Below are 16,137 nucleotides of genomic sequence, written 5' to 3'. Positions count from 1 at the left end.
GTAAGTACATTTGTTCACATGTTAGTTCAAATAGAGGATAAATTAAAAAAGAGCAGATAATTTTTAGGTATCTTCCCTTCTTTTTTAACAGTTGGAATGACTCTTGATTGCCTAGACTAGAACATTATCATTACGACCAAACGTCCAACATTATATCCCGCTAATATAGATACTTGCTTTAATAAAATTATTTTGTTCATTAAATTAATAATGTTTTTAAATTGATTTTCAAGGTATATCCCTCTTTCATAGTCGTGCTAATTAAATTTTTTTTAAGGGGACAGTCCCCATTAAAAATGGGAAAGGAACCCGGTATGACTGCATACAGATAGGGGACTGTTCCTATTTCTGGAAATAAAAAACCGGGCGGCATCAGCCGTCCGGCCCATTCTGTATTCCATTATTGTTTGCGATGTTCAAAGGTTTTACATGCCGTTTCCTCAACATTGTCAGCGTCATTGTTATCAAGGCCCACGACATAAATGGAGTCGGCAACACATTGATTCCCCTCGGCCCAGTACGTACAATTCTCTACGTTACACAAAACTTCGAGTTTCATAAAATGTATCCTCCTCTTTATCGTTTAGTAACATATCCCCGTTTTTGTATATGGATAAACTCACATAAGCTTTTTCCTTCTTCTATGGAACTACCCAAATGTCTGTAAAACCAAGCTCACACTCGCCTTCTTTGCTGACGATAAGAGAGCAGATAGATTGGAATTCACCATGCCTTCAGCTGTTTCTGGAGGCAATTATCAAAAGTCTGACGAAGTAGCCATACCTACTTAAACTAAGCCAGCTAATAGGATGTCAATATCTTTCTCTAAAATTTTCAATTCCCTTATGATATACTATTTTTGTTCATGACAAATAACCCTCCAAAACCCTTTTGGAAGGGTTTTTTCTCTATATCACAAAACCGTTATTTGGCTAAATCCAAAAGTTTTTTCAGCCGTTTTCATTTCCTGAAATAAAATTTAAGTCATTCTACCTTAACCTTAATCTTATCAATGGCATTATACCCATAACCTTTTTTATTCCAGAAAGGTAAATTAGGTTGAATTTGACCAAATGAATCTGTTGCTCTGGATTTAATCGTGTACTCACCTTTTTCTGATATATTCCATTCGAATGACCAACTAACCCATCCATAACCAACATTCTTACCAGGTAATATATCGGCGTTACTCCATGTATAGCCATCATCCATACTAATTTCCACTTTTGTAATAACTCCTTTTCCTGTCCATGCAATCCCTTTGATTAAATGCACACCTGTATTAATTTTTTCCATGTCCAGCGGTTTTTGGATAGTCGAATTGATATTTATTGCAGTGACCGGAAATGCATTTTGATCATTGTCTTTATTTGGATAATACATATAATCAATAGTTTGAAAAGGTCCATTGAAAGTAGTATTAATAACACTTATCTGCCTTATCCACTTAACAGATGCCATCGCATACCACTGCGGAACGATTAATCTCAATGGATAACCATGTTTAAAAGGAATTGGCTGGTTATTATACTCATATGCAATGATTGTATCCTGATGCAGTGCCTTCTCGATAGGCAAACTCCTCGTGTAGGTGTAAACCTCATCCAGATCGTTCCTAAGGCCATAATCATATCCCTCCACGACAACTTCTTTTGCCCCTTCTCCTATGCCAGATAATTCAAGTAATGTCCGTAATGGTACACCTTTCCACTTCCCTTGACTAATGGCCCCCTTTTCCCATTGTTCCCCAAATGTTTTAGGTTCGAAGAGATTACGCTTGTCTCCCGAGCATTCAAGGACAACTTCAACCGTTTTGGATGGGTATTGAAGAATGTCTTGCATGGACAGCAGTAATGGAGCTGATACTACTCCATTTATAGGAAGCCAATAGTTTGAATAAGAAAGTGTCGGATAAGCAAAGTGGTTCCTTCTAAAAAATAATTGGTTTTCCACACTATCATTATTGATGAATTGAATGGGTGTCTCCTGATTTTCCGGCAGCAAACTACGCGTAGTTAAATAGGGTCTCACTTTTTGAGGTTTTGTCATGATTCCCTCCTAATTAATATGAATCATTATAGATGAATACGTTCATTACTGCCCATTTCATCCTACACACCATCCTGTTTAAATCCAGTTTGACTAATCCTACGGCCGATCCCATTGATCCAGATGCCCTTAGGATATTAATCCAATTGCACTTTTTAGTACTTTCGGTGCTTTTTTAATTCCTTCCGTTCCAACAAAACTGCTCGCACTCGCTATTAAAATGCTTGAAGAAATGAATTTGACCACATAAAAAATTCCTGATCCAATAATTAGATCTAGGATTAAAAACCTTTTAATTGTTGAACCTTTTATTATATAAATAACGATTTGGTCGTTTTTCTTCATACCCAGAATGGTCACACCCTTATCTTTTTCTAAATGTTATGTCAAAGAGGGGTTGTCATATTCTTCTGCATCTTGCATTTACTATTTAAGTGGACCCTCCCCTATAATTAGTGTGGTAATCTACATAAGGAGACAAACATGTATATTTGGAATATTAACAAACTTGTCAAGGCGTTACAGCAGGAACAATAACTGGCAAACAAAAGAAACGATATCGGATAACTTTTTGGGTACTAGTTGCCCTTACAGTGTTTTCACTGCCAGGAGTTGATAACCCTTCATCTATGAATGGATATGATGTTATTGATCTAATTTTATTTTTTATTATCAATATGATTGCAATCTATCTTTTAGTCGGTATTTATAAAAAGAGAATGAGGAAAGAATAAGATTTCTTCTTGCCCTTTTTTGGCTTACTGATTCCACTGTTTTTACGTAACAGCATATGGACCATACTTTTAACTATCATTGGCTCAATTTACATTGTCTTATTTGCTCCTTTTCATTCACTTGAGGAAACTAATATTTTCGATGTAAGTATTAATGCTATAGTCGAAATTGTCATGAATATCATGTTTGTCCATTACTTTAAGAAGATATAAAACTAGTAAGCACCTTTTTTGGTGCTTTTTTAATTTGACTTCACAGTTTCACTTCTTCCTGACAGCTTCATTCATTCCTTATAGGTATCACGTTTCATTAAACAAACGAGAATCAAAAATGAAAAAAATTTGCTTCTTATCAGTTTCTTAGTACTAATCTCTTTTTCTCCTAATAAACTTAATAAACTAACTATTTAGGAGGGGTGCAATGTTTAATCAAAAACTGGATAATATTAGGCCGCTTATTTGTAAAATTAATGACGTCACTTACCAAAAGTACCATCTATATAAGAAATCATATGAGCGGGAAGTTTTCGTCATAAAAGATTACGGAGAAGACCGCGGTATTACCAATAAAAGTATTGCATTATTCGAAGCAGTCAAGGATAATTTTGATCGTTTTAAAATTGCTAAAATTACTAAAGAAAATATTAAAGATAATATTTTGCTCGATAGCGATCTCATCCTTATAGACAAAAAAGGAAATGAGCTACACCTTTCTGGTTGTAGTTGCGGGTATGCTGGCACTGGTTCACAGGGGACAGTTGAAATTTTGAATAAGGCTGGATTCGAGATAGATAGAAGGTTTGTGTTTTGTTCAAAAGGATTCACTCTTTTTCATCCAAATGAAGAAAAAGAACTTTATGGCGAACGTTTATAAATTATCCAGATAACGGTCTATATCTATCATTACTTAATCTCCTCAGCAAGATATAAAATGGAAATGTATGAAATAAAAAATAAAAAAGCCTTGGGAACTGATAAATCAGTAATACCAAGGCTTTAAAGCTATTAATACATTGACAATTAAAAATCATTAACGAAACTCGGGATATATCTATGAAGAACAGCAATATATCGACGAAATTCAGGATATATCTCCGAAAACAGCAATATATCGACAAAATTCAGGATATATCTCCGGAAAACAAATTAAATCAACGAAATTTAGGATATACCCCCGAAAACAGCATTATCTACATTTCACTGTTAATTACAAAACCTTTTATTCTTCCAGCATGCCCTTCACTCGCTCTACTTTGTCTTCCATCCTGCGTTCTTTATCACGACGGTCATCGATTCGGATATTCGTACAAACTCTAGCAAGACCTTTTTCAAAAGGTACTTCGTGCATCGCTTGGATCACTTCAAACAATTTAGGCAGGTCGCCTTCAATGATTGTATTCATGGGTGTCAATTGAAAACGAATTTCCCCCTTCTCTTCATATTGCTTTAATACTCTTTGAATATCTGCCACATAGCTGCTAACACTTGGAGTTTGTGTACCGACAGGAATAACCGTTACATCAACTATTGCCATTCTTATTCACCAATCCTTTATATGTATTTCAATCAAGAAGCATCCATCCTATAGAAGACGGATGTTTTTTACTATTATAACTCAAACTTCGCACCTGGGAAATTTGAGAAGAGCTTTGAAGTTTGCGATTCGTGAATCAAAGCACTTTTACTGGAAAGTAAAATACTGTAGAATCGGTCAATTAAAAAAGGAAGCGTTTATTTTCCAAACTTTTCCTGATGATTAGGTCATTAGCTGCTTCTATTATACATCCCTTACGAGTAGAACTGGATGTATTCCAGTTCTAATCATTTTGGTATTCCAGCTAACAAATCCACCTCTATTAAAATAGAGGTGGATTTGTTTTAGATCGATTTATTATGCCTTATCTTTTCATTTATATAATCCTTATAGACTAACACAGCAACAACAATAAAACTTAGACTAACAAACCTGAAGATCATCTCTAAACTAATTGATCCTGCTAAAATACCTAATACAAACGCGCTAACTCCAACACCAACGTCAAAACTGGAAAAAAAGGTTGCGTTGGCTGCTCCTCTTTTTTCTTCACTTACCTTTTGAACAGTCCATGTTTGTAAACATGGCATAACCGTGCCATAACCTGCCCCAAATAAAATCGCCGCAACGATAAGTTGAGATTCATTTGTCGTATATGACAAGATAACAAGTGAAAAGAATCCTAACACAGCCGCCATAATGATAATAGACCAAGGTCCTTTTTTGTCATACCATTTTCCGGTAAACGGACGTAGTAAAGTTGAGATAGTTGCATTGATAAGGAAGAATAAAAAAATATGATCTACTTCCCTTTGCTTCCCAAAAAGAACCAAAAATGTGATGATAGCCCCAAAACCTAGTGTTGTAATAACCGTAAGTAACGCTTGGAACCAAACGTCTTTTTCAAAAATCATATCCAAAAAGCGAAATGGCTTCTTCTCACGCTTTACAATAGTAGGTGAATAGACAAATTGAAGCGCAAGTACTGCCAATAAGCTCAATACGGCTGATGACCATATCAATATATCGAAGGAAAAAGAGTCATAGATAAGGATACCTATACTCGGTGCAACGATAGCCCCGACCGTTGTGGATATAGAAAAATACCCTATTCCTTCTCCTAAGCGTGTCTTGGGAATAAAATCCACTACCATTGTACTGTTAGCTGTGGTTGATCCCCCCCATGCTGCACCATGGAAAAGCCGTAACAATAGAAGAAGCCATATCGTATTAAGAAACGGATATAGAATTGTAATGACCATTAAAGCTGCACTTGCACAAATGGCCAGACTTTTCCTCTGGCTATCCATTAAATAGTAACCTACAAAAGGCCTGATTAAAACAGCACCTATCGTAAATAATGATGTTACTAGACCAACTTGAATGGAAGATGCATTCATGCTTAACAAATAGGCAGGCAAAATAGGAAGCATCATTTCAAACCCAATAAAAACTAAAAAGTTGCTTATAAATAAAAAAAGAAATGATTTATTAAAGATTCTTTGATTTTTCATATAATTATTCCTCGCTTCTAAATTATTTTTCTAAGTTAGAAGCGTTTGGAACACCGAAACATTTTTCAATTGCCTAAGGTTTTTAGTCAATTGACTCACCCTCTCTAAACCCCTTAAAAAATTTATCAAACAATCATAACAGAACCTACCCTTATAAACAAGCAGCTCTATTTTAAATAAACTTTATAGGATGGAACTAAGTGAGGAAAATATTTATGGAATATATAAATAGCTTGTGGTTATTTAGGTTGTGACGAGAAAAACCCGACACTTTCTAAATGAGTAAAAAGTTATTGGGAGTACTATGTTTTTTTCTACTGTCAAGTAAAGCAATACAGTGAGCCAATCGCTCTACCCCTAGTTTAATTTGACTCTCGTTCACTTGAGAGATGCATAAACGAACGAGATTTTCCTTTTTATATTCTGCTAAAAACATTCTGGAGGCATCATCAACATATATTTGCTGCTCGTTTAGCATATGAACCACCTGTTTTGCTTTCACATTCTCGGGCAAACTGATGGAAAGATAGAATCCGGAATTCGGTTTAGAAAAAGAAGTATTAGCCGGCAGCAATAATTCACATGCTTCTTGAAGGATTTGCATTTTAGTTCGGTATACCTCTATTACATTTTTGAGATGATTATTAAACATACCGCTTTTTAAATAGATTTCTAGCGCACCTTGAGAAAGTGCTGAACTATTAAAATCCGAACTGAATTTATAACGTAAAAAGTTGTTCATCATTAATGCAGGAAGAACGACAGTCCCAATCCTTAACCCTGGGAGAAAAATTTTCGAAAGGCTTTTAATATAAATCACTCTCCCAGAAGGATCAAAAGAAAATAAAGGATCGGATTTTGGATTTGGATCAAGTTCTCCTAAAATATCATCCTCCACTATGTATACATCGTATTTTTCAGCTAACTCAACGATTTTTTTCTTTTCGCCATTCGTGTAACTATGTCCAAGTGGATTGTGAAATCTCGGGATAATATAGAAAAACTTTATATCATTATTTCGAAAAATGTATTCCACTCGATCAAGATCTATACCTTCCATTGATAATTCGATTCCAAAAGTAGTGGCTTGATGCAGATTGATGGACTCGATGAATCCAAAATAAGTAGGCTGTTCAATTAGAATATTGTTTTTCCCATTTGGAAATGGCATAGAAACTAATAAATGGAGGGCTTGCTGCGAGCCAGAGACAACGACTAATCTTTCTGGTTTAGTGAAGACCTGTAAATTCTCCAGATATTTCACCAACTGTACTCGCAGTGAGTAAAGCCCTTGTTGATCAGAGTATGTAAATACCTCTTCTTTGTAATGATCAATTGCTTGATTCATACAATGTTGAAATTCAACATAAGGCATAACATTTTTATCTGGACCGGCAGACAAAAAATCAATCACCTCATTTTCTTCCTTCGCTTTTTGATATTCATTCACAACATAGTAGCCGCTTTTAGGAACAGAATAAATTAAATGCTCTTTTTCAAGTTCTGTATATGCTTTAATTACCGTATTTTTGCTACATGAAAAATACTCAGATAATTGACGAACAGAAGGAAGTTTACTGCCTGCAATTAGCGAACCATCTTCTAGGCGAAGCTTAATGTCTTCCATTATCATTATATATTTTGAGTTCATATATTAATCCCCCTTCAACTGTACCAGGACAGATAGGTAAAAAAACGGTTTATTTTTATTGAATGTACTCATAGTATGTTAATTATATCAGAACTGTTTTTAAGATAAGTGAAAAACGGTACAGATGTGGTACAAAGTATAAAGATTGGGGTTGGAAAAGATGCTGGGGGAAACAAGAGAAAAATTCGGATTATTTTTGGGATTGGTGGGTGTCATTTGTTTTAGCTTAACGCTCCCCGCTACAAGTATTGCTGTAGAGTATTTTGGGACTACGGTCGTCGGTTTAGGAAGAACGGTTGTTGCTGCTATTTTAGTAGCGGTGGTATTGATCGTTCGAAAGGAAAAACTGCCTTCTCCAAGTCAATTCAAAAGTTTACTTATTGTTGCTGTTGGTGCAGTTTTAGGATTTCCTCTCCTCACTTCTTGGGCAATGGAATCCTTGCCTGTTTCTCATGGAGCTGTGGAAGTAGCCCTGTTACCGTTAGCAACAGCTGGATTTGCTATGTTTAGGGCAGGTGAAATCCCTTCAATCAAATTCTGGGTTTCAAGTATAATCGGCTCTTTAGCTGTCATTATGTATGCACTTCATCTTGGATTCGGCCAATTGCAATTAGCCGATTTAGCTTTACTGGCAGCAGTGATCATACTGGGACTTAGTTACGCAGAAGGGGGGAAATTAGCGAAAGAATTAGGCAGCTGGCAAGTGATTGCTTGGGCCATTATGATCGGTGCTCCATTTTTCATTATTCCAGTTGGACTAAACCTTTCAACTGAAATGCTCCATGCCCCTATCCAAGCTTGGGTTAGCTTAATTTATCTCGCAGTGGTTAGTCAATTTCTAGCATATGTTGCTTGGTATAGCGGAATGGCTATGGGCGGAATAGCAAGGGTTAGTCAGATTCAATACTTACAACCATTTTTGATGATTGTATTTGCAACAGTATTTCTAGATGAATCCATCACATTTTTCACCATTGTAATAGCAGTAATTGTTGTCTTTTCTGTCATATTAGGCAAAAATGCTCCCGTAACAAAAAAAGTAGCTGTATCAGGGAAAAGCTAACTGCATTTAGAACAACCGAATTCCAATAGATGAAAGAGACCGACAGTCATGAATATGGATTCAAAATAAACATCAACAAAATCGTAGGGAAACTAAGTTATGTCAAAATCATCCATTGTAAGGACAAAAGTTAATCATTGATCAACTGAACGAATTTCGAATACGGATGAGCAACAGATTTCATTATTAATGAAATCAAATCTAAAGAAATAATAGAATGTTACTGCCTAACGGGAGTGTTGATCAAGGATTAACGCTCTTTCTTTTTCAAATTAGGCTTAAATTTCGTATTGTAAAATCCTTATATGTAAAAGCTTTCATATTCATTAGATCTTCCAGATTCCACGACTTAGTTTCAATGGCTTCTTAACCGTTTTCTTTCCTTATCATGGTTCATCGTTCTCACCGCCATAAAAAAGCACCCAAACCAATGGATGCCTTCTCCTTTTATTCATCAATTTTGACTTCTTTCAGTAGATCATTTCTATACGAAATTGCATCTCGTTCAAAAACTTTTTTAAACCTGCTTTCGTACTCTTCACGGGTTATTAGACCTTTTTCTTCCAGTAATTCCACTATAGTTCTAACCCTTACTCTACTCGACACTAATTCGTTTGTCATATTGGACAATAAAATACTGATTTTCTCATCATCATTCATTTTCTCATCCCCTTTGTTTAACTAATTTGACAAAAGGGACCAATTCCCTGCAAAAAAAAGCACCCAAAATAATAGATGCTAATGTTTTTAAATAAGTAAATAAGAGTGGTGTTTGTTCCTCTTTTACACCCTCATATAAACTATGAGCCATACCATAACACCATATTATGGATAACTTTATTGCGTCCTATGGTAATAATGCACCTTTTACTCTATGTAAACTCCTTCAATCTTTGCTACATAAAATAATGAATAATGTTAACAGCTAAGTTTATGCTATTCTATCGGCTTAACCTTATATCTTAATTTTGGAGGTTCAACTTTCCTAAAATCTGAAAGATATATTTCTCTATGTTGTAATGACGTTTTTTCCAGATTATTATTTTTTATGAATTCATTCATTACTTTAAAACTTTGAGGTTCATCATCATATGGACCAACATGAAGCATTTGGACTGATAACCCATCTTGAAATGTACCGAACCTTACATCATTTAGAAATGGATGTGGTTTCTTTTTTTCTACATGTTCAAATGCTATGTCCACTATTTCCTTTGTTACAAAATCTGGTTGTCTAATCATGATCGTATATAATAATATGTATCTAGTTTCTTACCCTCTTCCGTTAAATCCCAAATCCCTTCTAATGGATAAACGATATATTCAAAATATCCAGCCAGCTGGAGTGTATCCTTGCTTCGGCATCATCCTGACCGCATAAGCCAATGAATAAAGAACACCTATCTTTTCAGCGAATTCGTGCTCATTTGGATTTCCTTTTCCCTTTAACAAAAAAAATTTCTGTCCTGGAATTGATACAAGTTCAGATTCTTGTTTTGGGATATACAAATTCTTCTCTCGTTTTCTCCATTCGTGCTTCATTAGTTTTTGTTCCCTTATATATATTTTTTCCATTCATCAAGAAATTAACAAACAGTTTGTCATCTTATTATTAAAGGACAATAGTTCCTCTAAACGTTCATCCACAACCTTTTTATTACCCGTGCGGAAAAGAACATCATTATGATAAATCTGCCCTTTGTCCTAAAGGTCTTTAAGATTCACTATTGGTTGATATTTCTTTTTATCACTACCTATTATACCCCCGCTGTTGTTCCGGGATAAGACTTTCCACCTATCTTTCGAAAAGGGCATCCCGATTCTCTATTTCCCTTCTTTGTCCGCTCACGCTTGAACATTCCTTATTGTAAGCCATCCCCATCGCTGTCCACATGTGTCTTGTCCTTGTCTAATGCCTCATGAAAATCGTATCGATTAAATGTTAGCTCTCAACTTAAGGATCCATACAAAAATTCCATCCACAATTTAATCGATCTTTTTGAATAGATTTCACTTATAAAAGCCAGATTATTAAAATATATGAGTGATACAAATGAGGGTCCTACATGAATCAAGCTGGTGTTAATGAAAAATATAAGGTATCGCCATTTTATGTGTTTTTTTTAGTGCATTCCATGCAAACTGGATTAGGCGTATTGAGTTTTCAAAGAGATTTGGCTAAAGCGACAGGAACAGATGGCTGGTTATCCATACTCCTAGCTGGATTGATTGTTCATATATTAATTTGGCTAATCTATAAGATATTTAGTTTTGTTCCTGGCGATATAATCTCCTCTAATAATCATGCATTCGGTAAATGGATTGGTAATTTCTTCAGTCTTTTATTTATTCTTTACTTTTTTGTCCTTGGAATGACGATCATAATCGGTTATATAAATGTCATTCATGTTTGGATGTTTGAAGAGGTACCTTCATGGGCATTTGCTTTGGTTTTCCTTATCTTGATTTATTATATAAATACAGGGGGATTCCGAACCATTACGGGTATTGCCTTCTTAACTGTAATAGTTTCATACTGGCTTTTATTTGTACCTTTTTATGGTTTTAAATACTCTGATTTCAACGGTTTTCTTCCTATTTTCCATCATAATTTATCCGAAATAATGAAAGGAACTAAAAGTTTTTCATTATCCATGCTTGGATTTGAAATGATACTGATGTATTATCCGTTCATCAAAAATGCTGAAAGATCGCAAAAGTATGCTCACGGAGGAGTTGTGCTCACTACGTTATTGAGCTTATTACTTTATTTTGTATCGATAGTCTTTTATTCACAGAAACATTTGACCCTTACTCTATACCCAACACTAACATTGACCAGTATTATTGAGTTGCCCTTTATTCAACGGTTCGAATACATAACTGTTTCTTGGTGGACCATCATTATCATACCCAATATGGTCATTCCTTTGTGGGCTGCCAGCAGGGGGATCAAGCGCTTATTCAATGTCCAGCAAAAGTATCCCTTATGGGGAATGTCCATAATCATACTACTTGTGAATATACTTTTTTATGATATCGATTCCTTATATATATTAAATAAAATAATCAATCCCTACATCGTATGCTTCATTGTTATATATTTGCCTCTTCTTTTTGTTTTCATAAGCATAAAAAAATCGCGGAACCGGTTATGAAAAAGTTTGAAATTCCTAGTGATACTCTACGTGCTTTTCTTAAAACGAGCCCACTATCACGAATTGTCCCCATCAGATAAATATCAATTCCTTCACCAAATAAGTTCGGGCTAGGAAAACAAAAGGAAGACCACTTATTGTGGTCTTCCCAGACTGTAGACAAACTCGATGACAATCGAGTTTGTCTATTTATATGGCTTGTACAATTTGAACGTTGATTGGAACGCAGGGCACTCGCTTTCCGCGGGCGGTCGGGGAGCCTCCTCTACTTTCACCTGCGGGAGTCTTCCCTAGACGCGCTTTTCCCGCAGGAGTCTCGAACACCCGCTCCAATCAACTGTGTCTCACCTTTTAGATAGAACACTTTTGCCTAAAGTCATTTTTGTTTTAAAATAGAAGTATTAAAACCTGTGATGATTTTTAAGTCCCCTTAAAGTAGCCCAACGCAACCATGCTTTTCTTTTGCATCTGCGAATACACGCTCAACCGTTTCTTTACGCTTCGCATATATAGGTTTTACATCTGTATAAGAAGTTCAACTCCTCTATGAAATGCTTCTTTGAAAAGCTTTCCCATACTAAGATTGATCTAAGAATGCCTGAACTTGGCTCTCCCCTTTTACCACATCCAGACAAAAAACTGGATGCATTATTTTTACCTCCTACACGTATAAACCAGTACCCTAATCCTCCATGCAGTGTCATAGAACTTGTTATACAAGATTTGCGCTGTGTCCCAACCAGCTCAACATTTTTCTGCAAATAGTGGGCGGACAGTTTAGTTCACGGGATCAACGCCCTCACACCCATCAGTTGCATAAAAGAATTGTTTAAAGTTAAGCTAACCAATCTGAAATATATTTATAAACCAGCTACTTGTCCAAACATAAATAAATCTGTCTTCATATGATGTGGTATATGGATAAAGGAGGTGAAATATTTGGGTACTTTTTTAGATGCACAGACTTCACAGAATGCTAGCTATAGAAACTCCATCGCCATTCCCGTCACCACTACACCAGCTCTATTCGGTACACTAGGTTTAAGCACAGTAGGCGCAGGAGCCAATATTCGTGTTGAATTTGCTTTCTCAGCTACCATAAGCTCATTAGCTGCCCTTTTAACTCCTGTCAATATTGAAGTTTATAGAGGGGTAGGCCCCGGTAGGGTACTAGTATATTCAGCACAAATAACATTGCCGGTTGCAGGTCTAGGAGTAGCCTCCGAAACAGTATTCACTTTAGCTGGAGCAGACTTCAATCCTCCATCCCCTTCCAACTTTTTAATTTATCAATCGTTCATTAGTATACCTGCTGGAATAGTAATCTTACCAACGCGTACGGGTCCTGAAAGCTTTTATGCAGCTGCATATTCCGATTAATATGAAAGTAAATAATAAAAGATTATAAGGGAATGAATCGTTTCCCCTTAATAATGTTATAAATAATAAAAACTCTCAGGTTTCCAATAGTTCACGGGATCAACGCCCTCACACCCATCAGTTGCATAAAAGAATTGTTTAAAGTTAAGCTAACCAATCTGAAATATATTTATAAACCAGCTACTTGTCCAAACATAAATAAATCTGTCTTCATATGATGTGGTATATGGATAAAGGAGGTGAAATATTTGGGTACTTTTTTAGATGCACAGACTTCACAGAATGCTAGCTATAGAAACTCCATCGCCATTCCCGTCACCACTACACCAGCTCTATTCGGTACACTAGGTTTAAGCACAGTAGGCGCAGGAGCCAATATTCGTGTTGAATTTGCTTTCTCAGCTACCATAAGCTCATTAGCTGCCCTTTTAACTCCTGTCAATATTGAAGTTTATAGAGGGGTAGGCCCCGGTAGGGTACTAGTATATTCAGCACAAATAACATTGCCGGTTGCAGGTCTAGGAGTAGCCTCCGAAACAGTATTCACTTTAGCTGGAGCAGACTTCAATCCTCCATCCCCTTCCAACTTTTTAATTTATCAATCGTTCATTAGTATACCTGCTGGAATAGTAATCTTACCAACGCGTACGGGTCCTGAAAGCTTTTATGCAGCTGCATATTCCGATTAATATGAAAGTAAATAATAAAAGATTATAAGGGAATGAATCGTTTCCCCTTAATAATATTATAAATAATAAAAACTCTCAGGTTTCCAATTCGAGAGTTTTTATTTATATATGGTTAACTCCCCATTTAAATCATGGTTGATTTTGCACTCATTCTTCATCGGGATACTCTGCACTAAAATACTATCTTCTACTTTCACAATCTATATGGAATTTATTCCCAAGACTCTCTTAGTAGCTACTCTCTTATCAGCAGGAGGATCGGCAGGTGCATCCCTAACAATTATCAGAGTAGAGTAAAGTAAAGAACAAGTAAGAGTTCTTCATCCGTATGATTTACAAGTTCATGTGGCAAGGCTTCTAGCTTTAGAAAATGAATAGCTGCCTTGCCTTCCCAACTTTTGAACACCGTCAAAAACGGGAAAGTAGCGATCAAGCCAGTTATGAACTTGTCCCTGAACGACCTGTAAGTCAACGTTGAAAAGATCACGAAGTTTTTTGGCCCCTCGGAGTTCTGCATAAATTCCTTGTGGAATTGTTGGTTCGGCGTATCTTCCGTCCTTGACTAACGGTGCGATGACTTTTGCATCTTTGACGTCATTCTTTGTAGGTGAATTATGTCTAATTCTTTACTTCGTTTAACATGTGGTGGATTGACAGATACGAACTTAATATTATTCTCTTTTAGAAGATGAGCTAGATTTAACCAGTAATGACCGGTTGACCAGTTCCGTAATCCAATCTAGAAACGAATGAAATCCTGCATTCGTATTTTCAAAGAAACACGTTTTATCCAGTTCCAATCCTCTAAAATCCTGTGCTCTCGCGATATGATTGTGCCTGGCGATATCTACTCCGACAATTAAGGTTTCAGAAGTAATTTGAGTGATTTTATGATTTTGGTTATAATTCATTGTGAGGCCTCCGATAGATGTTTTTGTCCTTTTTAGCTGGCCAGCTCAGGACACATTCATCTTATCAAGAGGTCTTTTTTCGTTCAAACCTCATTTTCAGTTATTACAGGAATGCTGCCCCGATAATTGCATAAGAAAAGGAGCTGCTGATCAGCTCCTGGTAATGAAGTAAAGCACCCGTTAGTTCTATAAGAAAAGCGAAACTTCTTCAAGAATCGCTCCCTTTAATTAGAATTACAGCTGCAATCGATTTTATAGATTGGGTTTTATACCCCCCTTTATTCACGGGGACTGACATGATTGATAAAACTGGAATTTTGATAAACTTATTTTAATAATGATAATATCATCGCTACAGAATTTTCTACAAATGAACGCTCTGGACGAGATTTCATCAACACGGTAAGTCCGATTAATGAAACGACTAGTGTCTGTGCTAAAACTTTAGCATTAAGGTTGCTTTCGAGCTCACCTGAGCGAATACCTCGGACAATCGTTTCTTGAAATATGATCGAAAGATACATCTGATGCTCCCTTGTAAGGATTTCAAATTTTTCATCGTGAGGGGCAAGTTCCACCATTGTGTTAATGCAAAAACATCCCTTGTTCGGACTTTCTTTATATTCCTCTTCCACCAAATCTTCAAAAAATGTGTGAAATGCTTCCTTTACTGATAGATTGTTTTGAAGTTTTTTTCGAATATGGGAAGCATGTAGCTTTGTATATTTGCGTAATGCAGCCTCAAACAATTTCTCTTTGTCTCCAAAAGCTGAGTATAAGCTTGGTCGTTGTATCCCCATTTTGGCAGTCAAATCGCTTAACGAAGTAGCCTTGTACCCCTTCTCCCAAAAAAGCAACATAGCATCATCCAACGCTTTTTCCTCATCAAATTCACGTTGTCGAACCATAATAAATCCCTCATTTCAGAATAAAATTTCTTCACTAGATAATTAATCTTGTTCTTGATTCTTTTTTATTTGCTCAATGATTCCGAATCTGTCCACTTGAATCCAGTATTCCACTATTTTTCGATCCTCTAATCGGTATACGGCACTACCTATTTCAATAACCTCTTTATTTGTAGGCAGATAACCCTCATACTCTCCAATATGCATTCCTGTCTGCTTCCATCTGACATGAACTTTTTGATTTTGAGAAATTAATTCTTGAATTTCAATTTTAAATTTCCCCCATGAATCTATCATTTCTCTTATATGATCAGCATAATTCTCAGGTGACCTTTTAATTGTCACCATGCTTTCTGAATTCACTTGATGTGCTCTTACCTCCTTCGCCATAAAAAACTTAGCTTGTTCGGGATTGCAACCTGATCTGACAACTTCAAAGAAGCTTTTTATAATCTGTTCGTTTGTCTGTAGGAATTTTGGAGATGGTGAATCGCCCCCAGATAATTCAGTTAATTCGTTATTCCCCGGTATTTGATTCATGGATAA

At 36.0% G+C, this 16,137-nt stretch carries 16 protein-coding genes and 2 pseudogenes; 5 read left to right on the top strand and 13 right to left on the bottom strand.

Annotated elements, in window-relative coordinates:
* Positions 1 to 400: 400 nt before the first annotated feature.
* The 3 genes from AC2YHV_RS19855 to AC2YHV_RS19845 form a co-directional block, all read right to left on the bottom strand.
* Positions 401 to 559, bottom strand: coding sequence for a DUF1540 domain-containing protein (locus tag AC2YHV_RS19855; RefSeq protein WP_065421195.1), 159 nt, complete (start codon positions 557 to 559; stop codon positions 401 to 403).
* Between the two features lie 425 nt (positions 560 to 984).
* Entirely contained in the window at positions 985 to 2,049 is a 1,065-nt protein-coding gene (locus AC2YHV_RS19850; protein ID WP_487373894.1) for a sulfite oxidase, read from the bottom strand.
* A 129-nt stretch (positions 2,050 to 2,178) separates the two neighbouring features.
* Positions 2,179 to 2,394, bottom strand: a complete 216-nt coding sequence (locus AC2YHV_RS19845; RefSeq protein WP_048680984.1) for a hypothetical protein — start codon at positions 2,392 to 2,394, stop codon at positions 2,179 to 2,181.
* Positions 2,395 to 3,204: 810 nt separating this feature from the next.
* On the opposite strand from AC2YHV_RS19845, the gene AC2YHV_RS19840 reads away from it, so the two are divergent.
* A complete protein-coding gene (locus AC2YHV_RS19840) occupies positions 3,205 to 3,657 on the top strand; it encodes a hypothetical protein (RefSeq protein WP_487373893.1) in 453 nt (150 codons plus the stop codon).
* Positions 3,658 to 4,002: 345 nt separating this feature from the next.
* On the opposite strand, the gene AC2YHV_RS19835 is transcribed toward AC2YHV_RS19840, so the two are convergent.
* The 3 genes from AC2YHV_RS19835 to AC2YHV_RS19825 form a co-directional block, all read right to left on the bottom strand.
* Positions 4,003 to 4,317 carry an MTH1187 family thiamine-binding protein gene (locus tag AC2YHV_RS19835; protein WP_057276246.1) on the bottom strand — a complete coding sequence of 105 codons (315 nt, stop codon included), beginning with the start codon at positions 4,315 to 4,317 and terminating at the stop codon, positions 4,003 to 4,005.
* Between the two features lie 344 nt (positions 4,318 to 4,661).
* The gene (locus tag AC2YHV_RS19830) at positions 4,662 to 5,831 is read right to left on the bottom strand and encodes an MFS transporter (protein WP_487373892.1); all 1,170 of its coding nucleotides are present in this window, start codon (positions 5,829 to 5,831) and stop codon (positions 4,662 to 4,664) included.
* Between the two features lie 274 nt (positions 5,832 to 6,105).
* A complete protein-coding gene (locus AC2YHV_RS19825; RefSeq protein ID WP_487373891.1) occupies positions 6,106 to 7,482 on the bottom strand; it encodes an aminotransferase-like domain-containing protein in 1,377 nt (458 codons plus the stop codon).
* 160 nt (positions 7,483 to 7,642) lie between these two features.
* Here AC2YHV_RS19825 and AC2YHV_RS19820 point away from each other — a divergent pair, with 160 nt between their 5' ends.
* Complete coding sequence (locus AC2YHV_RS19820; protein WP_278089964.1) at positions 7,643 to 8,545, top strand: DMT family transporter; 903 nt, start codon at positions 7,643 to 7,645, stop codon at positions 8,543 to 8,545.
* Positions 8,546 to 8,992: 447 nt separating this feature from the next.
* Here the strand turns inward: AC2YHV_RS19820 and AC2YHV_RS19815 are convergent, their stop codons facing one another.
* The 3 genes from AC2YHV_RS19815 to AC2YHV_RS19805 all read right to left on the bottom strand — a co-directional run bounded on the left by AC2YHV_RS19815 (position 8,993) and on the right by AC2YHV_RS19805 (position 10,087).
* Positions 8,993 to 9,205 carry a hypothetical protein gene (locus AC2YHV_RS19815; RefSeq protein WP_268565062.1) on the bottom strand — a complete coding sequence of 71 codons (213 nt, stop codon included), beginning with the start codon at positions 9,203 to 9,205 and terminating at the stop codon, positions 8,993 to 8,995.
* Positions 9,206 to 9,481: 276 nt separating this feature from the next.
* Positions 9,482 to 9,787: a GyrI-like domain-containing protein gene (locus AC2YHV_RS19810; RefSeq protein ID WP_487373890.1), complete on the bottom strand. Its 306-nt coding sequence runs from the start codon at positions 9,785 to 9,787 to the stop codon at positions 9,482 to 9,484.
* 81 nt (positions 9,788 to 9,868) lie between these two features.
* On the bottom strand, positions 9,869 to 10,087 hold the full coding sequence (locus tag AC2YHV_RS19805; RefSeq protein WP_487373889.1) for a hypothetical protein: 219 nt from the start codon (positions 10,085 to 10,087) through the stop codon (positions 9,869 to 9,871).
* Positions 10,088 to 10,611: 524 nt separating this feature from the next.
* Here AC2YHV_RS19805 and AC2YHV_RS19800 point away from each other — a divergent pair.
* Positions 10,612 to 11,703, top strand: coding sequence for a GerAB/ArcD/ProY family transporter (locus AC2YHV_RS19800; protein ID WP_487373888.1), 1,092 nt, complete (start codon positions 10,612 to 10,614; stop codon positions 11,701 to 11,703).
* Positions 11,704 to 12,122: 419 nt separating this feature from the next.
* Here the strand turns inward: AC2YHV_RS19800 and AC2YHV_RS19795 are convergent.
* A pseudogene (locus AC2YHV_RS19795) lies at positions 12,123 to 12,220 on the bottom strand (transposase); the annotation flags it as partial.
* A 422-nt stretch (positions 12,221 to 12,642) separates the two neighbouring features.
* Between AC2YHV_RS19795 and AC2YHV_RS19790 the strand changes: the two are divergent.
* Both AC2YHV_RS19790 and AC2YHV_RS19785 read left to right on the top strand, forming a co-directional pair.
* Positions 12,643 to 13,083, top strand: a complete 441-nt coding sequence (locus tag AC2YHV_RS19790; protein ID WP_487373887.1) for a hypothetical protein — start codon at positions 12,643 to 12,645, stop codon at positions 13,081 to 13,083.
* Positions 13,084 to 13,331: 248 nt separating this feature from the next.
* A complete protein-coding gene (locus tag AC2YHV_RS19785) occupies positions 13,332 to 13,772 on the top strand; it encodes a hypothetical protein (protein WP_487373887.1) in 441 nt (146 codons plus the stop codon).
* Positions 13,773 to 14,073: 301 nt separating this feature from the next.
* Here the strand turns inward: AC2YHV_RS19785 and AC2YHV_RS19780 are convergent.
* From AC2YHV_RS19780 to AC2YHV_RS19770, 3 genes and pseudogenes are all read right to left on the bottom strand, one after another.
* Positions 14,074 to 14,683: pseudogene (locus AC2YHV_RS19780) on the bottom strand (IS110 family transposase); the annotation flags it as partial.
* A gap of 326 nt (positions 14,684 to 15,009) precedes the next feature.
* Entirely contained in the window at positions 15,010 to 15,591 is a 582-nt protein-coding gene (locus AC2YHV_RS19775) for a TetR/AcrR family transcriptional regulator (RefSeq protein WP_487373886.1), read from the bottom strand.
* 42 nt (positions 15,592 to 15,633) lie between these two features.
* Positions 15,634 to 16,131, bottom strand: coding sequence for an ester cyclase (locus AC2YHV_RS19770; RefSeq protein WP_082854678.1), 498 nt, complete (start codon positions 16,129 to 16,131; stop codon positions 15,634 to 15,636).
* Between the last annotated feature and the right edge of the window lie 6 nt (positions 16,132 to 16,137).

This window comes from Peribacillus sp. SRI_006 (genome assembly GCF_057586375.1).
This window is presented reverse-complemented; position numbering and strand designations above follow the sequence as displayed.